This window comes from Enterobacter cloacae complex sp. 397G4 (genome assembly GCF_050031515.1).
Classification (GTDB): Bacteria; Pseudomonadota; Gammaproteobacteria; order Enterobacterales; family Enterobacteriaceae; genus Enterobacter; species Enterobacter hormaechei_C.
On record NZ_JBLGWE010000001.1, the window covers coordinates 3,280,837 to 3,302,724 of the forward strand.

Sequence of the window (21,888 nt, forward strand, 5' to 3'; positions counted from 1 at the left end):
ATTATACGGGGTACTGACGATAAATAGCAGTACCCACGTGTAGGGAGTGGTTTACCGGCTTAACGACGGGCTAACAGCAGACCCAGCACCAGCCCTACGGCCGCACCGACCCCAATGCCCTGCCACGGTTTTTCATGCACATAATCGTCAGCACGATAAACCGCCTGCTTGGCGCGGTAGTAGTAATTGTCGGATGCGTTACTGACGCGGTTTTTCACGTCATGCAGCGCCTGCTCGGCGCGGGCTTTGAGCTCAATGTACTTCTGATCGGCAGGATCGCCTGAAGAGCGCAGCACTTCTTCCAGCGTTTCGCTTAGCAGCGTCAGGTCGTCGTCGACTCGGGTATCCCAGGATTGAAATGACATATTTTTCTCCATGTTAGTACACCAGTCCGCTAACTATAGACAACGTATTGCTATTGCGCCTGTTTCGCTTCGCGTGCTATGCCGATGTGTGGGATGCCGTCTTCGTCGTAAATGTCCGTGACCGGGGTAAAACCAAAATGGCCATAGAATGATTGCAAATGCGCCTGCGCGCCCAGGTATAACGCCTTGTCCGGCCACTGTTTCTGGCATGCGTCCAGCGTTTTTTCCATCAGCTGATAGCCCAGCTTTTCACCGCGCGCGCGGCCGCTGATAATGACGCGGCCAATGACTACAGGGTCAAAATCCTCTTCGCTTTTCAGAATCCTCGCATACGCCACCAGCTCGTTATCGCGCCAGCCGAGGATGTGCCGGTTCTCGCCGATCAGGTCATCGCCGTCGATATCCTGATACGGGCAGGTTTGTTCAACCACAAAGACTTCGCAGCGCAGCTTGAGCAGGGCGTAGAGTGAATGCACGGTCAGTTCGCTGTGGTGTAGATCTTGCCACTGGATCATGTGTTTCTCCTTCCTGGTGTTCATCACGTTATACTAAACCCCTTCCCATTCGGCAAAGGGCTGATTGCGTTATGGAACTGATTTTTCTGGGTACGTCCGCCGGGGTGCCAACCCGCTCACGAAACGTGACGGCGATTCTGCTGGATCTTAAGCATCCTACCCGCGGTGGGCTGTGGCTGTTTGACTGCGGCGAGGGTACGCAACATCAGCTGCTGCATACCTCATACCACCCGGGGAAAGTGGATAAAATATTTATCACCCATCTGCACGGCGACCATCTGTTTGGCCTGCCGGGCCTGCTGTGCAGCCGTTCGATGGCCGGTAACGCTAACCCGCTGACCATTTATGGCCCCGCGGGTATTCAGGAATTCGTTGAAACCACGCTGCGCCTGAGCGGCTCGTGGACCGATTATCCGCTGGAGGTGTTAGAGATCGGCGAGGGTCTGGTGTTCGATGACGGAGATTACCTGGTGCGCGCTTACCCGCTTAACCATCCGGTGGAATGCTACGGCTATCGCGTTGAGGAGCATGACAAGCCCGGGGCGCTGAACGCCGCCGCGTTGCAGGCTGATGGGGTGAAACCAGGCCCGCTGTTCCAGCGTCTGAAGCACGGCGAGACCGTCACGCTGGAAGACGGGCGCGTCATCAACGGTCAGGATTACCTCGCCCCACCGCAGCCGGGCAAAAAACTGGCTATTTTTGGGGATACCGCCCCCTGCCCTTCGGCGCTCAGGCTTGCCAGAGGTGTAGATGTGATGGTGCATGAGGCGACGCTGGAAGCGGCGATGGAAGAAAAAGCCAACAGCCGGGGGCACAGCTCTACGCGTCAGGCGGCGCAGCTGGCACGTGAGGCTGGCGTCCGGAAACTGATTGTTACTCACGTCAGCTCACGCTATGACGTCCGCGGCGCTGAAAGCCTGCTGGCAGAGTGCCGGGAAGTATTTCCGGCATGCGAGCTGGCGGAAGATTTTGCTCAGGTCAGCGTTTAGTCCTTCATTTTTCCCTCAGCGTGCCGATAACGATTAAAAGGCCAGCATTTCTCTTGAGGGTAGAATGGATAATTTCCAGAAAGATATTGATGACAGGGCAAACCTGACCCTGTCCAACCGTTTTGAACTGTTGCTGTTCCGTCTTGGCACCTCTCTGAACGAAAATAAATCCGAGCTGTTCGGCATCAACGTATTCAAATTGCGCGAAATTGTGCCGATGCCGACCTTCACCAAACCGGCGGGAATGAAGTCTCCGCTGATGGGGATGGTGAACATTCGTGACCAGGTGATCCCGGTGATCGATCTGGCCGCCGTCGCCGGCTGCAAACCAGCCACCGGGCTGAACATCCTGCTGATCACCGAATATGCCCGCAGCGTGCAGGCGTTTGCCGTGGAATCGGTGGAAAACATCATGCGTCTGGACTGGAAGCAGGTGCACGCCGCGGAAACCGCCGTCAGCGGTCGCTACATCACCAGCATTGCCTGTCTGGACGAGAAGACCGATACCAACGATCTGGCGATGGTGCTGGACGTGGAGCAGATCCTGTACGACATCACCCCGGCGAACCACGATCTGCACGCCACCCATCTGGAAACCACCAAATTCAACATCAAGCCTGGCTCTGTCGCGATTGTTGCAGAAGATTCAAAAGTAGCGCGCTCAATGCTGGAGAAGGGATTGCAGGCGATGGAGATCCCGGCCCAGCTGCATATCACCGGCAAAGACGCGTGGGAGAAAATCACTCAGCTGGCCGCGCAGGCACAGGCCGAGGGCGTTCCCGTTACCGATAAGATTGCCCTGGTATTAACCGACCTCGAAATGCCGGAGATGGACGGATTTACGCTGACGCGAAAAATCAAATCCGACCCGGTACTGAAAGATATTCCGGTGGTGATCCACTCGTCTCTTTCCGGCAACGCGAACGAAGATCATATTCGCAAAGTGAAGGCGGACGGCTATGTGGCGAAGTTTGAGCTGAACGAGCTGTCGTCGGTAATTGAAGAGGTGCTGGACCGCTCGATGAAGAAGATTGAAGGGCCGTTGATTAGCCGCAAGCAGCTGGCTTAGTCGGGTGGCGCTACGCTTACCCGACCTACAGGACCCGTAGGCCCTGCAAGCGTAGCGCCGCTGGGCATGTTTTACTCTGTGCGGGCTGGTGCCCTCACCCCGGCCCTCTCCCACGGGGAGAGGGAGAAAACAATAAAAAACCCGCCGAGGCGGGTTTTTTGTTTTTACATCAGCGGCATCGCGCGCTGCACGATATCAATCAGCGGCTGCGGATAGATACCGAAGATCAGCACCAGCAGCGCGGAGATCAGCACCACGATACCGCCGGCGCTATACTGCCAGTTGGACGGCGCATCGCGGTTGAGCTGCTGAGGCGCGCTCAGGTACAGGCTCACGGCAACGCGCAGGTAGTAGTAGAGACCAATCGCGGAGCCGATAACGACACCCGCCGTCAGCCACCACAGACCCGCCTGCACACCGACGGCCAGCACGTAGAACTTACCGATAAAGCCCAGCGTCATCGGGATACCCGCCAGAGAGAGCATCATCACGGTCATTACCGCAGACAGAATCGGACGGTGCCAGAACAGACCACGGTAGGAGAACAGGGAATCCGCATCCGGGCCACGGTACGGGCTGGACATCAGGCTCACCACGCCGAACGCGCCGAGGCTGCTAAACAGGTAACCGGCCAGATAGACGCCCACAGTTTCCATCGACATCTCACCGCTTTGCAGCGCAATCAGCGCCACCAGCAGGTAACCCAGATGGGAGATAGAGGAGTAGCCCAGCAGACGCTTGATGTTGGTCTGGCTCAGCGCCATCAGGTTACCGAAGATGATGGACACGAACGCGATAATGCCCAGCACCACGCGGACCGCTTCGCTGTCACCCACCGGGGCGTACAGGAACAGACGCATGACCACACCGAAGATAGCGATTTTGCTCGCCGTCGCCAGGAAGGTCGAGACTGGTGCAGGGGCACCCTGGTATACGTCTGGCGTCCACAGGTGGAACGGAACCAGTGAGAGTTTAAAGCCAAGGCCAACAATCATCATGCCCAGACCCGCCAGCAGCAGCGGCTCATGCATCATGCCGTCGCCAAGGCTCTTACCGAGCGCCATGAAGGAGAGATTACCCGTCTGTGCGTACAGCAGCGCGATACCAAACAGCAGGAACGACGACGCGGCAGCAGACAGGATCGTGTACTTGATTGCCGCTTCCAGAGAGCGCTTCTGGCGGAAAGCGTAACCAATCAGGCCGAACAGCGGGAGTGAGATCAGCTCAATACCGAGGAACAGCGCGGCCAGGTGGTTCGCGTTCGCCAGCAGAATACCGCCCAGTGCGGCAATCAGTACCAGCAGGTAAAACTCTTCTTTGTTGTCGTTGTAACCTTCGAGCCACGGGTACGCAAAGGTACAGGTTGCCAGGCTCGCCAGCAGCACCAGACCGGTGTAGAGCATGGCGTAACCGTCAACGCGCATCAGCGGCGTGACGTCCATCGCTCCCGCCTGGCCAACAAACCAGAGGGAAACTAACGCAGCGTTCAGACCCAGAACGGACAGGGTCGCATTCAGGAAGTGATTGCGTCGCCACGCAATGGAGAGCATCACAACCACCACCGTCAATCCGACGATCAGCAGCGGTAGCAGCGCGATCAGTTGTTGTGGAGTTATTGTCATGGCGAATTACGGCCTTGTAGTAGAAGCAGAATTAACAAACCACTGCTGGATGTTACCCATCGCGGAGTGCGAGGTATCCAGAATCGGCTGCGGATAGAAGCCCAACAGCACCAGCAGTACGACCAGCAGCAGGATGATGAACAGCTCACGCAGCGACATCCCCGGCAGTTCTTGTGCAGCAATTTCACTCTTCGCTTTACCGAAGTAAGCGCGGTGCAGCATCGCCAGCGAGTACACGGAGGCAAACACCAGACCAAAGGTGGAGATGACGGTGATCGTCGGTACCACGTTGAAGCTGCCGAACAGGATCATAAACTCGCCGACGAAGTTACCGGTACCCGGCATACCCAGAGTCGCCACCGCGAAGAACATGGAGAGCGCCGGCAGCCATTTCATTTTGCCCCACAGGCCGCCCATCATACGCATGTCGCGGGTATGCAGACGTTCGTACAGCTGACCACACAGGATGAAGAGACCGGCAGCGGACAGGCCGTGCGCAATCATCTGGATCACCGCCCCCTGGTACGCCAGCTGGCTGCCGGTGTAGATGGCAATCAGCACGAAGCCCATGTGGGAAACGGAGGTGTAAGCAATCAGACGTTTGATGTCGTACTGCGTGAAGGCCATCCATGCACCGTAGAAGATACCGATCACGCCCAGCCACATGGCAATCGGCGCGAACTCTGCGGAGGCGTTCGGGAACAGCGGCAGGGAGAAACGCAGCAGACCGTAGGCCGCCGTTTTCAGCAAGATACCCGCCAGGTCAACGGAACCCGCCGTTGGCGCCTGAGAGTGCGCGTCCGGCAGCCAGCCGTGCAGCGGTACGACCGGCATTTTCACCGCGAAGGCGATGAAGAAGCCGAGCATCAGCAGGTATTCCACACCGTGAGACATCGGGGTCTTCAGCAGGTCTTCGTAGTTGAAGGTCCACACGCCGGTCGCATTGTAATGCACAAATACCAGCGCCAGGATGGCAATCAACATCACCAGACCACTCGCCTGGGTGTAGATGAAGAACTTGGTGGCCGCCGTGATACGCGTTTTACCGTCGGATGCCTTGTGGCCCCACAGCGCGATCAGGAAGTACATCGGCACCAGCATCATCTCCCAGAAGAAGAAGAACAGGAACATGTCGATGGCCAGGAACACGCCGATCACGCCGCCCAGGATCCACATCAGGTTCAGGTGGAAGAAGCCCTGGTATTTTTCGATTTCTCGCCAGGAGCAGAGTACCGCCAGAACGCCGAGCAGACCGGTCAGCACCACCATCAGCAGCGACAGACCGTCAATCGCGAGGTGGATCGTAATACCGAAACGTGGGATCCACGGCAGAATGAACTCAGACTGCCACTGCGGAAGGCCCGCGGACTGGGTCAGTGAGTAGCCACCCTGCAACCAGAGTTGCAGACCAAGCGCGAGCGTCAATCCCATGGTGATCAGCGCGATCCAGCGCGGCATCTTCACGCCAAAGCGTTCAGTCTGCCAGCACAGGAAGCCGCCGATGAAGGGAATTAATATTAGCCAGGGTAGTAACATGGCGATTTTTATTCCTTGTTAAAGTCCCTCAGGGACCGATTTTCAACGAATTCGACAAAATTCACGTTTGAGTGCGGGGCCTTTTGCCCGGTGGCGCTTCGCTTACCGGGCCTACGGTCCGTAGGTCGGGTAAGCGCTAGCGCCACCCGACAATCCCCGCTAACTCAAAATCAACGCAACACCATCAGCAGCGCCAGTACGACAACCGCACCGATGCTCATGGACGCCACATACCAGCGCAGATAACCGTTCTCGCTGAACAGCAGGCCTTTACCTGCAAAGCGGGAGAGGATCGCCGGGATATTCATCAGGCTGTTCAGTGGATCGCGCTTCAGCAGCCACGCAATGCCCAGGAACGGCTTCACGAAGATCATGTCGTACAGCCAGTCGAAGCCCCATGCGTTGTACCACCAGGTGCCCAGCAGACGGCCCGGCGCGCTGTTGGCAACGGCAGTCACCAGCGTGCGTTTGCCCAGCCACAGCCATGCGGCAATCAGGATGCCCGCGATAGCCACTACGCCGGAGGTGATTTCAAGCGTCAGAACGCGACCGTGCTCAAGCTCGGTTGTCGCCGGCAGTACGCCCTGCAACGGTGGCACAATCATCGCGCCAACGAAGGTGGACAGGACCAGCAGCACAATCAGCGGCAGGTGGTGGGTAATCCCCTTCCCTGCGTGAGCGTGAATTTGTTCTTTACCGTGGAAGACGATGAAAATCATACGGAAGGTGTACAGGGAGGTCATAAACGCACCGACCAGACCCGCAACCATCAGATTGATATGACCATTCGCCATGGCGCCCGCAAGGATTTCGTCCTTACTGAAGAAGCCCGCGGTGATCAGCGGCAGTGCCGCCAGCGCCGCGCCGCCTACCAGGAAGCAGACATACACCAGCGGGATGGACTTACGCAGTCCGCCCATTTTGAAGATGTTCTGCTCGTGGTGGCAGGCCAGAATCACCGAACCGGATGAGAGGAACAGCAGCGCTTTAAAGAACGCGTGCGTCATCAGGTGGAAAATGGCCGCGTCCCACGCCTGAACGCCCAGCGCCAGGAACATGTAGCCAATCTGGCTCATGGTGGAGTATGCGAGCACGCGCTTGATGTCGGTCTGCACCAGCGCGGCAAAGCCTGCCAGCACCAGCGTAACCGCACCGACAATACCCACCAGATGCAGAATTTCCGGGGTCATCAGGAACAGGCCATGGGTACGCGCAATCAGGTAGACACCGGCGGTGACCATGGTCGCGGCGTGGATCAACGCGGAGACAGGGGTTGGACCCGCCATCGCGTCGGCCAGCCATGTCTGCAACGGCAGCTGCGCGGATTTACCCACAGCGCCACCCAGCAGCATCAGCGTTGCCCACCACAGCATGTTGTTGCCTGCTTCGAAGTGCGCCGGCGCCAGTTCCACCATTTCGCGGAAGTTTAGCGTGCCCAGTTCGTTGTAAAGAATGAACAGCGCGAAAGCGAGGAACACGTCACCCACACGGGTCACGACGAACGCTTTCATGGCCGCTGCGCCATTCTTCGGATCGGTGTAGTAGAAACCGATCAGCAGGTAAGAACACAGACCCACGCCTTCCCAGCCCAGATACATCAGCAGCAGGTTATCGGCCAGCACCAGAACCACCATGCTGGCGATAAACAGGTTGGTGTAGGCGAAGAAGCGGGAGTATCCCTCTTCACCGCGCATGTACCAGGAGGCGAACATGTGGATCAGGAAACCGACGCCGGTAACTACGGAGAGCATGGTCAGAGACAGACCATCCAGCACCAGGTTGAAACCGATGTTGAAGTTACCGACCGACATCCAGTTCCACAGCGGTACGCTGTAGGCCTGACGTCCATTGTTAAAGAAGTCGATACCCGCATACGCTGTGACCAGCGCAGCCAGGCCGATAGAGCCAATGCCCACGGTGGCAGACAGATTCTCAGACCAGCGGCCGCGAGAAAACGCCAGCAGCACGAAGCCAATCAGCGGAAAAATAATGGTTAAGGCAAGCATGTTCATCCACGCAACTCACTTACTGAATCGATGTTCAGGTTCTGGCGGCGACGATGGAGCTGTAGCAACAGCGCCAGGCCAATACTCGCTTCAGCAGCCGCGAGGCTGATGGCGAGAATGTACATCACCTGACCATCGGTCTGGCCCCAGTAGCTGCCGGCGACCACAAAGGCCAGCGCGGAAGCGTTGATCATGATTTCCAGACCGATCAGCATAAACAGCAGATTGCGGCGGATAACCAGACCGGTTAAGCCCAGAACGAATAAAATCGCAGCGAGGATCAGTCCATGTGTTAAGGGGATCATGCGCGTTCCTCCGTTTTTCTTTTCGCGCGGTCGTCAGTGCGGTTGCTCAGCACCTCGCCGACACGCTCTTCGCGGCCAACGTGGAAGGCCACAACCAGACCCGCCAGCAGCAGCATTGAGGCCAGCTCAACCGCCAGAACGTACGGACCAAACAGGGTGATACCCACGGCTTTCGCGCTGATTGGCGTCCCGTCGATACCCTGGTCGTTGACGCCCAGAATGGCGTAAACAATCACCGCCAGCATGATGGCCGACAAAATTGCCGGACCAATCCACACCTGCGGTTTTAACCACTGACGTTCCTGCTCAATTTCAGAGCCGCCCAGGTTCAGCATCATCACCACGAACACAAACAGCACCATGATGGCCCCAGCGTAGACGATGATTTCCAGCGCACCAGCGAAGTGCGCGCCAAGCGCAAAGAACACCCCGGAAATAGCCAGCAGCGAGATGATTAAATACAGCAGCGCATGCACCGGATTGGTGTGCGTGATCACTCGCAGCGTAGCCAGGATGGCGATAAGGCCACAGATATAAAAAGCGAATTCCATTGCCCTCTCCTTACGGTAACAGGCTCTTGACGTCGATAGGCATAGCTTCGTTCTCTGCTTCGCCTTTATCTTTGCCGTCGATTGCCATACCCGCCATCCGGTAGAAGTTATATTCCGGGTATTTGCCCGGACCGGAAATCAGCAGATCCTCTTTCTCGTACACCAGATCCTGACGCTTGTACTCACCCAGCTCGAAGTCTGGAGTCAGCTGAATCGCCGTGGTTGGGCACGCTTCTTCACACAGACCGCAGAAAATGCAGCGTGAGAAGTTGATGCGGAAGAACTCAGGGTACCAGCGGCCGTCTACCGTCTCTGCTTTTTGCAGAGAGATACAGCCCACCGGACACGCTACCGCACACAGGTTACAGGCAACGCAGCGCTCGGAACCGTCCGGGTCGCGCGTCAGCACGATACGTCCACGGTAGCGCGGCGGCAGATATACCGGCTCTTCCGGGTACATCCGGGTTTCGCGTTTGGCAAACGCATGCAGGCCGATCATCCAGATACTGCGTACCTGGGTGCCGAAACCTACCAATAATTCTTTTAAGGTCATGATCTCAAAGCCCCTTATGGCTGCTGCCAGAGAATGACAGCCGCCGTTACCAACAAGTTGACGAGCGTCAGCGGCAGGCACACTTTCCAGCCGAAGGACATTACCTGGTCATAACGCGGACGCGGTAACGCTGCGCGAATCAAAATGAACATCATCATGAAGAACGCGGTTTTCAGCGCGAACCAGATGAACGGCGGTAAGAACGGGCCATGCCAGCCACCAAAGAACAGCGTTACCATCAACGCGGAAATGGTGACGATACCGATGTACTCGCCCACGAAGAACAGACCGAACTTCATACCGGAATATTCAATGTGGTAACCGTCGGCCAGTTCCTGTTCGGCTTCTGGCTGGTCAAACGGGTGACGGTGACACACCGCCACGCCCGCGATGGCAAAGGTAATAAACCCAAAGAACTGCGGGATAACGTTCCAGATGTCGGCCTGGTTGTTGACGATGTCGGTCATGTTAAATGAACCGGCCTGCGCCACCACGCCCATCAGAGAGAGACCCAGGAACACTTCGTAGCTCAGCGTCTGCGCGGAAGCACGCATCGCACCCAGCAGCGAGTATTTGTTGTTACTGGACCAGCCTGCGAACAGCACCGCGTAAACCGCGAGGCCTGCCATCATCAGGAAGAACAGAATGCCGATGTTCAGGTCAGCCACCACCCAGGTCGGGCTGACCGGAACGATAGCAAACGCCAGCAGCAGCGAGGTGAAGGCGATCATCGGCGCCAGCGTAAAGATCACGCGGTCCGAGAAGCGCGGAACCCAGTCCTCTTTAAAGAACATCTTGATCATGTCGGCGACCAGCTGGAGTGAACCACCCCAGCCCACGCGGTTCGGTCCGTAACGGTTCTGGAACAGACCGAGCAAACGACGTTCACCAAAGCTCATGAACGCGCCGCAGGTGACGACCACCAGCAGAATCACAACCGCTTTCAGAATGCTCAGCAGGATGTCGATAAGATCCGGCGTTAACCAACTCATGCTTTTGCCTCCTGAAGGTTATCAAGATGCGCACCCGCCAGGACCGGCGCGATGCCAGGCATACCCATCGGCAGACCCACCAGCCCTGCTGACAGGCGTTCAGAAATAATCAGCGGCAGGCTGATTGTCTGGCCGTCGTAGCTAAAGGCAATGTTCGCACCCGCGTTAACGCCAAGCTTCGCGGCATCCGCCGGGTTGAGCTTGATGTACGGCTGCGGCATACGCTGCTGGAATACCGGAGAACGCTGGGACATTTCGTCGCTACCGAACAGATGGTAGTACGGTGCAATACGCCAGTGACCTTCCTGCGCCTGGAAGCTCGCCGGAACGGTGGTGAAGAAGTCCAGACCGGTTTCGGAGGCTTCAATCAGACGCACGCCCGGATCGCCGTGGCGCAGGTGACCACCCACTTCAGCCTGGAACTTGTTCCATGCCTGCGGGGAGTTCCAGCCCGGTGCCCATGCAAACGGGATTTGCGAACGCGGCGCAGACGGCTGGTTGTTCCCTTCCATCGAGAAGGCAAACATGGTGTCTTTGTCCTGCGGCTGACGCGGTTCGTGCACGCTGATGTTGGCGCGCATCGCGGTACGACCGCTGTAGCGGTGCGGCTCACGCGCCAGTTTCTGGCCGCAAATGCGGAAGCTTGCGTCAGGCGCGGCGTCTTTAATGCCCGCCAGCTGAGGCAGTTTCTCAACAACCGCGTCAATAACGTGGTCGAGCTGTGTCCAGTCCACTTCACGGCTCTGCACGGTGCTGTGCAGAGAGTGCAGCCAGCGCCAGCTTTCCAGCATCACGGTGTTGCTGTCGTAGTAGGCCGGGTCATAAACCTGGAAGAAACGCTGGGCGCGGCCTTCGTTGTTGATCACCGTCCCGTCGCTTTCTGCGAAGCTTGCCGCAGAGAGCACGAGGTGCGCTTTGTCCATGATCGCGGTGCGCTGATGGTCGATAACCATCACCAGCGGCGCTCTGGAGAGCGCGGCGTCAACGCGAGCGGCAGAAGCATGGCGATGCAGGTCGTTTTCCAGCACCACAACGGCGTCAGCGGCACCGGATTCCAGTTCGCTTAACGCGTCTTCCAGCGAGCCGCCGCCAATCATACCCAGACCGATGCTGTTCACCGCACGGGCAATCATAGTCACACCGACGTCAGCGCCGCGGCCCTTCAGGGCTTTGGCAACGTTCGCTGCGGCCTGAATGATTTCAGCGCTACCGGCGTTGGTACCGGAAATAATCAGAGGTTTCTTCGCCCCCGCCAGTGCCTGAACAATCACATCGACCTTGTTTTGCAGGTCGCGATCCAGTTCAACGGCCGGCGAGTTGCTGTCCAGCGCGTGGGCAATGGCAAAGCCGAGACGCGCCTGATCTTCAACCGGCGCGCAGTAGGTCCACGCGGCGATATCGTCCAGACGGGTGTTGTCGACGTTAGTCACAAACAGAGGATGCTTCGCGCGCTGGCCGATGTTAAGAATGGCCGCAATCTGCCAGTCAGCCACTTTCTGCGCCGCTGCCATTTCACGTGCTTTGCCTTTCACCGCCTGACGAACCGCCAGAGCCGCGCGTGCACCAGTCTGCGTCAGGTCTTCACCCAGCACCAGAACCGCATCATAAGATTCGATTTCGCGCAGCGCAGGCGTATGAATGCCGCCTTCACGCAGCACTTTCAGCACCAGCTGGAGACGTTCCTGCTCGCACTGGGCGATACCGGTATAGAAGTTTTCCGCCCCAACCAGCTCCCGCAGCGCGAAGTTGCTTTCGATGCTGGCGCGCGGGGAACCGATGCCGATCACTTTCTTCGACTGACGCAGAATATCTGCCGCGCCCTGCATCGCCTGCTCAGCGTTCAGGGTAATGACGTCATCGCCACGGCGCTGAACCGGCTGACGCGGACGGTCTTTCAGGTTCACATAGCCATAGCCGAAACGACCGCGGTCGCAGAGGAAGTAGTGGTTAACTGTACCGTTGTAACGGTTTTCGATACGACGCAGTTCGCCGTAACGTTCACCCGGGCTGGTGTTACAGCCAAGGGAGCACTGCTGGCAGATGCTTGGCGCAAACTGCATGTCCCATTTACGGTTGTAACGTTCAGAGTGGGTTTTATCCGTGAATACGCCGGTCGGACAGATTTCTACCAGGTTACCGGAGAATTCGCTTTCCAGCGTACCGTCTTCCGGACGACCGAAGTAGACGTTGTCATGCGCGCCATATACGCCCAGATCCTGTCCGTCTGCATAATCTTTGTAATAACGCACGCAGCGGTAGCAGGCGATGCAGCGGTTCATTTCGTGAGAGATGAACGGCCCCAGATCCTGGTTACGGTGGGTACGCTTGGTAAAGCGATAGCGACGGAAGCTGTGACCGGTCATGACGGTCATATCCTGAAGGTGGCAGTTACCGCCCTCCTCACACACCGGACAGTCGTGCGGGTGGTTGGTCATCAACCACTCCACCACGCTTTCACGGAACTGTTTGGCTTCTTCGTCATCAATCGAAATAAAGGTGCCTTCGGCGGCTGGCGTCATACAGGACATCACCAGGCGACCACGCGTGTCTTCCGCGTTTTGATATTGCTTCACCGCACACTGGCGGCAAGCACCGACGCTGCCCAGCGCCGGATGCCAGCAAAAGTACGGAATATCGAGGCCAAGAGACAGACAAGCTTCCAGCAGGTTGTCCGCCCCGTTGACTTCGTATTCTTTGCCGTCTACATGAATCGTAGCCATTAGCATGCTTCCAGTTGGCTCGGCCGAAACCGAGCGTTAATCAAAATTCTGTTTTTTACCAGCGCGCTTTCAGCAGGTTCGGCTGAATACCATTGATCGAATGGGTATTGCTGAACGGCTGCTTGATGCCTGCTTCGAATTCGTCGCGGAAATATTTAATCGCGCTTTGCAGCGGCTCGACGGCGCCCGGTGCGTGGGCACAGAAGGTTTTACCCGGCCCTAAGAATCGACACAGTTGCTCAAGTGTCTCGATATCGCCAGGCTGGCCTTCGCCACGTTCGATAGCACGCAGGATCTTCACGCTCCACGGCAGACCATCACGGCACGGTGTACACCAGCCGCAGGACTCGCGGGCGAAGAACTCTTCCAGGTTACGCACCAGGGATACCATGCCGATCTCGTGGTCGACGGCCATCGCCAGCGCGGTACCCAGACGGCTGCCTGCTTTACCAATGCTTTCGAACTCCATTGGCAGGTCAAGGTGGGCTTCGGTCAGGAAGTCCGTCCCTGCCCCACCCGGCTGCCAGGCTTTGAATTTCAGGCCATCGCGCATGCCGCCGGCGTAGTCTTCAAGAATTTCGCGTGCGGTGGTGCCGAACGGCAGCTCCCAGACGCCAGGGTTCTTCACGCGACCGGAGAAGCCCATCAGCTTGGTACCGGCATCTTTGCTTGAGGAGATGCCCTGATACCACTCCACGCCGTTCGCGAGGATCGCCGGGACGTTGCACAGGGTTTCGACGTTGTTGACGCAGGTCGGTTTACCCCACACGCCGGAGCTTGCCGGGAACGGTGGCTTGGAGCGCGGGTTCGCGCGGCGGCCTTCCAGGGAGTTAATCAGCGCGGTTTCTTCACCGCAGATATAACGCCCGGCACCGGTGTGCACGAACAGCTCGAAGTCAAACCCGGTGCCCAGGATGTTTTTACCCAGCAGACCGGCTTCAGTGGCTTCGGCAATCGCGCGACGCAGGTTTTCAGCCGCTTCGATGTATTCACCGCGCAGGAAGATGTAGCCACGGTACGCTTTCAGCGCGAACGCGGAGATCAGCATGCCTTCCACCAGCAGGTGCGGCAGCTGTTCCATCAGCAGGCGGTCTTTATAGGTACCCGGCTCCATCTCATCGGCGTTACACAGCAGGTAACGGATGTTCATGGATTCATCTTTCGGCATCAGGCTCCACTTCAGACCGGTGGAGAAGCCCGCGCCGCCGCGGCCTTTCAGGCCAGACTCTTTCACCGCGTTAACGATGTCGTCCGGCGCCATGCCGCCAAGGGCTTTACGCGCGCCGGCATAGCCGTTTTTGCTCTGATATTCGTCGAGCCAGACCGGCTGTTTGTCATCACGCAGACGCCAGGTCAGCGGATGCGTCTCAGCAGTACGAATTACAGTTTTCATTTGTACTGCTCCAGCAGGTCAGGAATCGCTTCCGGCGTCAGATGGCTGTGAGTGTCCTCATCAATCATCATGGTCGGCCCCTTGTCGCAGTTACCCAGGCAGCAGGTTGGCAGCAGAGTAAAGCGTCCGTCGAAGGTGGTCTGGCCCGGCCTGATATTGAGTTTCTTCTCAATCGCAGCCTGAATGCCCTGATAACCGGTGATGTGGCAGACCACGCTGTCACAGTAGCGGATCACATGGCGGCCTACCGGCTGACGGAAGATCTGGCTGTAGAACGTGGCTACGCCTTCTACGTCACTTGCCGGAATGCCCAGCACTTTTGCGATCTCGTAGATCGCCCCATCCGGCACCCAACCACGCTGTTTCTGTACGATTTTCAGCGCTTCAATGGACGCCGCACGCGGGTCTTCGTAGTGGTGCATCTCGTGCTCAATGGCGGCACGCTCTGCTTCACTCAGCTCAAAAGCCTCGGTTTGTGGTTGTTGATTCTCGTGCATAATTAGCGGTCCACATCTGACATAACAAAATCGATACTACCCAGATACACAATCAGGTCGGAGACCAGACTGCCGCGAATGGCGGCCGGGATCTGCTGCAAGTGCGCGAAGCTTGGCGTACGCACGCGGGTGCGGTAGCTCATGGTGCTGCCGTCGCTGGTGAGGTAGTAGCTGTTGATACCCTTGGTCGCTTCAATCATCTGGAAGGATTCCTGTGCCGGCATGACCGGGCCCCAGGAAACTTGCAGGAAGTGGGTGATCAGGGTTTCGATATGTTGCAGCGTGCGCTCTTTCGGTGGCGGCGTCGTCAGCGGGTGATCCGCCTTGAACGGGCCTTCCGGCATGTTGTTGAGGCACTGCTCAAGGATGCGCAGGCTCTGGCGCAGCTCTTCCACTTTCAGCATCACGCGGGTATAGCAGTCGGATACGCCGCCGCCAACCGGGACTTCAAAGTCGAAGTTCTCGTAACCAGAGTAAGGACGGGCTTTACGCACGTCGAAATCAATACCCGTCGCACGCAGACCTGCACCTGTGGTTCCCCACTCCAGCGCTTCTTTCGCGCCGTAGGCAGCAACGCCCTGAGAACGGCCTTTCAGGATGGAGTTACGCAGCGCGGCTTTCTCGTAAGACGCCAGACGTTTCGGCATCCAGTCGAGGAATTCACGCAGCAGGCGGTCCCAGCCGCGCGGCAGATCGTGCGCCACACCGCCGATGCGGAACCAGGCCGGGTGCATACGGAAACCGGTAATCGCTTCCACCAGATCGTAGATTTTCTGACGGTCGGTAAAGGCGAAGAAGACCGGCGTCATCGCGCCGACGTCCTGAATGAACGTGGAGATGTACAGCAGGTGGCTGTTAATACGGAACAGTTCAGACAGCATCACGCGAATCACGTTAACGCGATCCGGGACGGTGATGCCTGCCAGCTTCTCAACGGCCAGCACGTATGGCATTTCGTTCACGCAGCCGCCGAGGTATTCGATACGGTCGGTGTACGGAATGTAGCTGTGCCAGGACTGACGCTCGCCCATCTTCTCGGCACCACGGTGGTGGTAGCCGATGTCAGGGACGCAGTCGACAATTTCTTCACCGTCAAGCTGAAGGATAATACGGAATGCACCGTGCGCAGAAGGGTGGTTTGGACCGAGGTTGAGGAACATGAAGTCCTCGTTTTCGGTGCCGCGCTTCATGCCCCAGTCTTCCGGCTTGAAGGTCAGCGCTTCCATCTCCAGATCCTGCTTGGCTTTGGTCAGCTCAAACGGGTCAAATTCAGTGGCGCGTGCCGGGTAGTCTTTACGCAGCGGGTGGCCGGTCCAGGTCTGCGGCATCATGATGCGCGTCAGATGCGGGTGGCCGTCGAAGGTCATGCCGAACATTTCCCAGGTTTCACGCTCGTACCAGTTGGCGTTCGGGAAAAGTTTGGTGATCGTCGGCAGATGCATGTCGTTTTCAGACAATGCCACCTTGAGCATGATATCCGTGTTGCGGTCTATTGAGATCAGGTGGTAGAAAACGGAAAAATCCGCAGCAGGGAGACCCTGGCGGTGCGTTCTCAGACGTTCGTCCATGCCGTGTAAGTCAAACAGCATGACGTAAGGTTTTGGCAATTTCTTGAGGAAATCGACAACTTCCAGTAATTGCTCACGCTTCACCCAAACAACGGGTACCCCGGTGCGGGTGGCCTGAACAGTAAAGGCATCCGGCCCAAAACGGTTGCGCAGTTCGCCAATGACGGGGTCATCGAGATGATCCCGGGTCTGCCAGGCGGCTTCTTGCGCGGTTAAGTCGGTCATATTGTTCACCATTGCAAATGGTCCGTGGTGACTGTTAAGCCTGGCTTCGCGCTATTTGAGTAGTGATATGCGAAGGTGTTCTCCAGGCCCACAGGCGCAAATTAAATTTCGTCAGGCGTACGCAGGTTGGTGACGGCAATACGTTCACCACGTTTACGCTCGCGCTCAGACTGCATGTTCGCGCGATAGACACCCTGATCGCCAACAACCCATGAAAGCGGGCGGCGTTCTTTACCAATTGACTCCTGGAGCAGCATCAGCGCCTGCATATAGGCCTCTGGACGCGGCGGGCAGCCCGGGATGTACACATCCACCGGAATGAACTTATCAACGCCCTGCACAACGGAATAAATGTCGTACATACCGCCGGAGTTTGCACATGCGCCCATGGAGATAACCCATTTTGGCTCCAGCATCTGGTCATAAAGACGCTGAATAACTGGTGCCATCTTGGTAAAGCAGGTCCCGGCCACCACCATCAGGTCAGCCTGACGTGGAGAAGCACGCAGTACCTCGGCCCCAAAACGCGCAACGTCATGCACCGCAGTGAATGACGTCACCATTTCAACGTAGCAGCAAGAAAGGCCAAAGTTGTATGGCCAGATGGAGTTCTTACGACCCCAGTTGACCATGTCGTGCATGGCATGTTCGAGCTTGCCCATGTACACGCTTTTGTTGACTTCTTGCTCCAGGGGGTCGGTTACGATCTCCTGTTTTTGCAGGGGGTAACGGTCATTCTCACCGTTAGGATCTATGCGGGTGAGCGTATAATCCATCTTGTTGCCTCGCTGTTACTGCTGACGATTAGAGATACTGTTTTCCGGGTTGATGTGTTCACGGCGTGAACGCACAGGTGTCCAGTCCAGCGCGCCAATACGCACCAGATAAACCAGACCGGCCAGTAACACTAAAATGAAAATTGCGGCCTCGACAAAGCCCACCCAACCACTTTCGCGAATGGAGGTAGACCACGCGAAGAGGTAAAGCGCTTCCACGTCAAAAATGACGAAGAACATGGCTACCAGGTAGAACTTGGCAGACAGGCGTAAGCGAGCGGTACCTACTGAATCAATACCTGATTCGAAAGGTGTGTTTTTGTGCCTTGCGCGGGCGCGACCGCCCAGGAACCAGCCGCCGACTAACATCAGGCAGCACAGGCCAATGGCTACAATAAGAAAGATTGCGAATGCCCAGTGATGAGCGATGACTTCTGTGGATGTTGACATACTCATTGCTTACTCATCAAAAGTGATACCGACGACACTGCTCTTGCTGGCAGATGGGTATCACATCGATTCATGGGGAGGAACAAAATAACCTTACACTAACTGTCAGAAATGAGACATAGACAGCAAAATGATGGGGTTTTTTACTCCTTTCTATAACCTTTTGTCAACTTTAACAAAGGTTTCTTCACATTAAATTACAACGTGCGATTCTCATTAACATTTGGTGCCCTTTAACCCTGGTGGGTACATGACTTTCCGTCAAATGCATCTTGTTGAATCGTGTCCGTTTTGGAAGTAAAAAAAATAACCCTCCTATTTTGACAGGATTTGCCAACGATTCCTCCCCCTAAATGGGAGTATTTTCTTGATCTGAGACACGCTTTTGTTAATTCAATCAAAAAAACAGCAACATATTTCCTGTTTTTTTAACATCGGCGGGGTATGAGGTAAGTTAGAACAGGTATTGTTTACATCTTAACCAAAAACATTTTCTGCATTGATAAATAAGCGGTATTTGCTTTATCCCTGCTCTGTTCACGGTTATGAATAGCAAAAAAAACCACTCGCAGGAAAAAATCATGCGAGTGGCTCTTTTTTGCACTTACATTTTGTTACGAGAATTTTGAGGGAATGATCACTCAAAATCCCCTTCCACGATCAGGGAGTCGTCCCCTCCTTCGGGAGTAACAGGCGCGTACTGCCATGGATTGTGGTAGTTTTCCATTGCCTCGAACACCACTTTTGCCAGCTCGTTGTTGCTGGCGGCGTTATGGCACAGCAGGTACTCCGTATCCGGCAACGACGGGAGTCCCTCGGATTGACCCAGCACACGCAGATCGGGGCTCATCATCTCCACCGGACGGGCCGTTACGCCAAGCCCGGCCTTCACCGCCGCTCGCACTGCGGGCAAGGTTGACGCCACGTACGCCAGGCGCCATGGAATACCGGCTTCGTTGAGCGCAGCCAGCACCATATCGCGGAACGGACTCGGATCGTCCAGCAGGACCAGGGGTATCGGCTCACCTTTCTGCAATACATACTCCGCGGCACAGTACCAGTGCGTTGGAGAAGTACGCAGCGTCAGGCTGTCAAACTGGCCAGGTCGATGCGTGGTGACCACCAGGTCAACCTCGTTTTCTTTCAGCATCTCAACCATGAAGGCATTGCGTTTAACGCTAACGTCCAGGGCAAGCTTCGGATAAACCGAGCTAATTCGGTTGAGAAGGAAGGGTAAAATGGTATCTGCTGATTCATCTGACGCCCCTAATGTTAACACTCCCTGAAGGTTGCTAAACATTAATGACATACAGGCTTCATCATTAAAGCGCAGTATCTTTCTGGCATAACCCAGAAGCTGAATACCATGTTCTGTTAAAAGCTTATTACGTCCATGACGCGCAAAAAGCTCTTTACCAACCAGTTGTTCCAGCCGCTGCATTTGCTGACTCACGGCGGACTGGGTACGGCAAACGGCGGCAGCAGCTGCTGCAAAAGTGTTGAGATCGGCGACCGCAACAAACGTTCTCAGCAGATCGAGGTCGAGATTCATTATCGGACGATTTGCATTTATCATATCTTTTCACTTTCAGGTTGCTCGTGCGGAGCTGCCCGGGTTGAAGCTGTGTGTAACAGTTAAGCAATTCCTTCTGAAGAGTTTCCCTCGCATCCCGGCCCGGCAGACTGCCTGACAGATAGTTATTGTACTGCGGTATATCACCAGTCAGAAATCACGTTTCATGACGTTATTTTTATTCTCTTGCGTCCAGGATATTTCGTTGTTTGCAGGTCGATGTTAATACCATAAAGAGTAAGACATGTTTTCTGCCATCTATATCGCAGCGTTGGCAACGTAGCAAGATGTGACTTACCCAATCAGCCAGAGATAATTTTAACAATAACAATCGATTAATACAGGAAAGCAGTATCCGATATACGTAACAGGCCTATCGCTATGCTGCATTCCCGAAACACATCTTAACCCAAATCCACTATATTTATAAGTCTTATTGCAATATTAAGGATTTACCGCCAATGATAAGCAACTACACTCTTTTTATTAAAATTAACGAAAGTTGCATTTTCGTCGTTAATAATAAATAAAGTTTAATTTAGATTCAGGCCATTCATTAATAACCCTTAACATTAATTTCACATGAGTAACTTTTAACCTGGCTTTGCTAATATGGCAATCGGTATCTTAGCATTCAGGTTTTACGAATGGTCACTCAGGGGGACTAATGCATCAGCCCGAATCGTCTTTTTATTTATTCCAGAATAATATTCATCTTTATATGAAATTTTTAGCACAAACAACCCAACACCCCTCTTTATCACGATAAATTCAGGCACAAAATCACTCCGTCGTTAGAGTAAGCGATCACCGCGGCATTGCCCGGTTGGACGAAATCTTCTTCTGTGCGCCCTTCAAAACGAAGCGCGGTGGGAGTACATTGTTCCGTGCTCACTTCCACGGCAGGAAGTTGCAATAATAGCGAAAAGGTTAAAGGTTCATGTCCCCTATCGAAAAATCCAGCAAGCTCGACAACGTCTGTTACGACATCCGTGGCCCGGTACTCAAAGAGGCAAAACGCCTTGAAGAGGAAGGCAATAAGGTTCTGAAACTCAACATCGGCAACCCCGCGCCATTTGGTTTTGAAGCGCCGGATGAGATCCTGGTGGATGTGATCCGTAACCTGCCCACTGCACAAGGCTACTGCGATTCAAAAGGGCTTTATTCCGCCCGTAAAGCCATCATGCAGCACTATCAGGCTCGCGGTATGCGCGACGTCACCGTTGAAGATATCTACATTGGCAACGGTGTCTCGGAGCTGATCGTTCAGGCGATGCAGGCGCTCCTGAACAGCGGCGATGAAATGCTGGTTCCTGCCCCGGATTATCCGCTGTGGACAGCTGCGGTGTCCCTGTCCAGCGGTAAAGCGGTGCACTACCTGTGCGACGAATCCTCTGACTGGTTCCCGGATCTGGATGATATTCGCGCCAAAATTACCCCGCGCACCCGGGGTATCGTGATCATTAACCCGAATAACCCGACGGGTGCGGTCTATTCAAAAGAGCTGCTGATGGAGATCGTCGAGATCGCCCGCCAGCACAACCTGATCATCTTTGCCGACGAGATTTACGACAAGATCCTGTACGACGCGGCGCAGCACCACTCTATCGCCGCGCTGGCACCCGATCTGCTGACGGTAACCTTTAACGGACTGTCTAAAACTTACCGCGTTGCCGGTTTCCGTCAGGGCTGGATGGTACTGAACGGTCCGAAAAAACATGCGAAAGGCTACATTGAAGGGCTGGAGATGCTGGCATCCATGCGTCTGTGCGCCAACGTACCGGCGCAACATGCGATCCAGACAGCTCTCGGCGGCTATCAAAGCATCAGCGAGTTTATCGTTCCAGGCGGCCGCCTGTATGAACAGCGCAACCGCGCATGGGAATTGATTAATGATATTCCGGGCGTCTCCTGCGTGAAGCCTAACGGCGCGCTGTACATGTTCCCGAAAATCGACGCGAAGCGCTTCAATATTCACGACGACCAGAAAATGGTGCTCGACTTCCTGTTGCAGGAAAAAGTGCTGCTGGTTCAGGGGACGGCGTTTAACTGGCCGTGGCCGGATCACGTGCGTATCGTCACCCTGCCGCGCGAAGACGATCTCGAGATGGCCATCAGCCGCTTCGGGCGCTTCCTCTCCGGGTACCATCAGTAACGCTGACTTTTCGCCGGGTAGCGCTGCG

At 55.8% G+C, this 21,888-nt stretch carries 19 protein-coding genes; 3 read left to right on the top strand and 16 right to left on the bottom strand.

Annotated elements, in window-relative coordinates; translation table 11 throughout:
• Nucleotides 1-59: 59 nt before the first annotated feature.
• Nucleotides 60-365, bottom strand: a complete 306-nt coding sequence (gene elaB / locus ACQG1Y_RS15700) for a stress response protein ElaB (protein WP_017693006.1) — start codon at nucleotides 363-365, stop codon at nucleotides 60-62.
• A gap of 50 nt (nucleotides 366-415) precedes the next feature.
• Complete coding sequence (locus ACQG1Y_RS15705) at nucleotides 416-880, bottom strand: GNAT family N-acetyltransferase (protein ID WP_368740627.1); 465 nt, start codon at nucleotides 878-880, stop codon at nucleotides 416-418.
• 71 nt (nucleotides 881-951) lie between these two features.
• Here ACQG1Y_RS15705 and rbn point away from each other — a divergent pair, with 71 nt between their 5' ends.
• The gene (gene rbn / locus ACQG1Y_RS15710; protein ID WP_015572275.1) at nucleotides 952-1,869 is read left to right on the top strand and encodes a ribonuclease BN; all 918 of its coding nucleotides are present in this window, start codon (nucleotides 952-954) and stop codon (nucleotides 1,867-1,869) included.
• A 64-nt stretch (nucleotides 1,870-1,933) separates the two neighbouring features.
• The gene (locus ACQG1Y_RS15715; protein WP_015572274.1) at nucleotides 1,934-2,938 is read left to right on the top strand and encodes a chemotaxis protein; all 1,005 of its coding nucleotides are present in this window, start codon (nucleotides 1,934-1,936) and stop codon (nucleotides 2,936-2,938) included.
• Between the two features lie 164 nt (nucleotides 2,939-3,102).
• Here the strand turns inward: ACQG1Y_RS15715 and nuoN are convergent, their stop codons facing one another.
• The 14 genes from nuoN to lrhA all read right to left on the bottom strand — a co-directional run bounded on the left by nuoN (nucleotide 3,103) and on the right by lrhA (nucleotide 19,708).
• The gene (gene nuoN / locus ACQG1Y_RS15720; protein ID WP_015572273.1) at nucleotides 3,103-4,560 is read right to left on the bottom strand and encodes an NADH-quinone oxidoreductase subunit NuoN; all 1,458 of its coding nucleotides are present in this window, start codon (nucleotides 4,558-4,560) and stop codon (nucleotides 3,103-3,105) included.
• A gap of 6 nt (nucleotides 4,561-4,566) precedes the next feature.
• Nucleotides 4,567-6,096: an NADH-quinone oxidoreductase subunit M gene (nuoM, locus tag ACQG1Y_RS15725; protein WP_003861498.1), complete on the bottom strand. Its 1,530-nt coding sequence runs from the start codon at nucleotides 6,094-6,096 to the stop codon at nucleotides 4,567-4,569.
• A gap of 170 nt (nucleotides 6,097-6,266) precedes the next feature.
• Nucleotides 6,267-8,108, bottom strand: a complete 1,842-nt coding sequence (nuoL, locus tag ACQG1Y_RS15730; protein ID WP_003861497.1) for an NADH-quinone oxidoreductase subunit L — start codon at nucleotides 8,106-8,108, stop codon at nucleotides 6,267-6,269.
• Nucleotides 8,105-8,407, bottom strand: coding sequence for an NADH-quinone oxidoreductase subunit NuoK (gene nuoK, locus ACQG1Y_RS15735; RefSeq protein WP_003861496.1), 303 nt, complete (start codon nucleotides 8,405-8,407; stop codon nucleotides 8,105-8,107). Before nuoK ends, nuoL begins: the two co-directional genes overlap by 4 nt.
• Nucleotides 8,404-8,958, bottom strand: a complete 555-nt coding sequence (gene nuoJ, locus ACQG1Y_RS15740) for an NADH-quinone oxidoreductase subunit J (protein WP_003861493.1) — start codon at nucleotides 8,956-8,958, stop codon at nucleotides 8,404-8,406. Before nuoJ ends, nuoK begins: the two co-directional genes overlap by 4 nt.
• A gap of 10 nt (nucleotides 8,959-8,968) precedes the next feature.
• Entirely contained in the window at nucleotides 8,969-9,511 is a 543-nt protein-coding gene (gene nuoI, locus ACQG1Y_RS15745) for an NADH-quinone oxidoreductase subunit NuoI (protein WP_426736794.1), read from the bottom strand.
• 14 nt (nucleotides 9,512-9,525) lie between these two features.
• Complete coding sequence (nuoH, locus tag ACQG1Y_RS15750) at nucleotides 9,526-10,503, bottom strand: NADH-quinone oxidoreductase subunit NuoH (protein WP_003861490.1); 978 nt, start codon at nucleotides 10,501-10,503, stop codon at nucleotides 9,526-9,528.
• Nucleotides 10,500-13,223, bottom strand: a complete 2,724-nt coding sequence (nuoG, locus tag ACQG1Y_RS15755; protein WP_426736796.1) for an NADH-quinone oxidoreductase subunit NuoG — start codon at nucleotides 13,221-13,223, stop codon at nucleotides 10,500-10,502. Before nuoG ends, nuoH begins: the two co-directional genes overlap by 4 nt.
• Before the next feature lie 55 nt (nucleotides 13,224-13,278).
• Complete coding sequence (gene nuoF / locus ACQG1Y_RS15760; protein ID WP_003861487.1) at nucleotides 13,279-14,616, bottom strand: NADH-quinone oxidoreductase subunit NuoF; 1,338 nt, start codon at nucleotides 14,614-14,616, stop codon at nucleotides 13,279-13,281.
• Nucleotides 14,613-15,113 (bottom strand): NADH-quinone oxidoreductase subunit NuoE, encoded by a 501-nt coding sequence (gene nuoE, locus ACQG1Y_RS15765; RefSeq protein ID WP_368740625.1) that lies wholly within the window; start codon nucleotides 15,111-15,113, stop codon nucleotides 14,613-14,615. Before nuoE ends, nuoF begins: the two co-directional genes overlap by 4 nt.
• Before the next feature lie 2 nt (nucleotides 15,114-15,115).
• On the bottom strand, nucleotides 15,116-16,918 hold the full coding sequence (nuoC, locus tag ACQG1Y_RS15770; protein ID WP_003861484.1) for an NADH-quinone oxidoreductase subunit C/D: 1,803 nt from the start codon (nucleotides 16,916-16,918) through the stop codon (nucleotides 15,116-15,118).
• Nucleotides 16,919-17,007: 89 nt separating this feature from the next.
• Entirely contained in the window at nucleotides 17,008-17,682 is a 675-nt protein-coding gene (gene nuoB, locus ACQG1Y_RS15775) for an NADH-quinone oxidoreductase subunit NuoB (RefSeq protein ID WP_003861482.1), read from the bottom strand.
• Nucleotides 17,683-17,697: 15 nt separating this feature from the next.
• Nucleotides 17,698-18,138 carry an NADH-quinone oxidoreductase subunit NuoA gene (gene nuoA, locus ACQG1Y_RS15780; RefSeq protein ID WP_003861475.1) on the bottom strand — a complete coding sequence of 147 codons (441 nt, stop codon included), beginning with the start codon at nucleotides 18,136-18,138 and terminating at the stop codon, nucleotides 17,698-17,700.
• A 631-nt stretch (nucleotides 18,139-18,769) separates the two neighbouring features.
• A complete protein-coding gene (gene lrhA / locus ACQG1Y_RS15785; protein WP_017693002.1) occupies nucleotides 18,770-19,708 on the bottom strand; it encodes a transcriptional regulator LrhA in 939 nt (312 codons plus the stop codon).
• A gap of 937 nt (nucleotides 19,709-20,645) precedes the next feature.
• Between lrhA and alaA the strand changes: the two genes are divergently transcribed.
• Nucleotides 20,646-21,860 (top strand): alanine transaminase AlaA, encoded by a 1,215-nt coding sequence (alaA, locus tag ACQG1Y_RS15790; protein ID WP_003861471.1) that lies wholly within the window; start codon nucleotides 20,646-20,648, stop codon nucleotides 21,858-21,860.
• Nucleotides 21,861-21,888 lie beyond the last annotated feature (28 nt).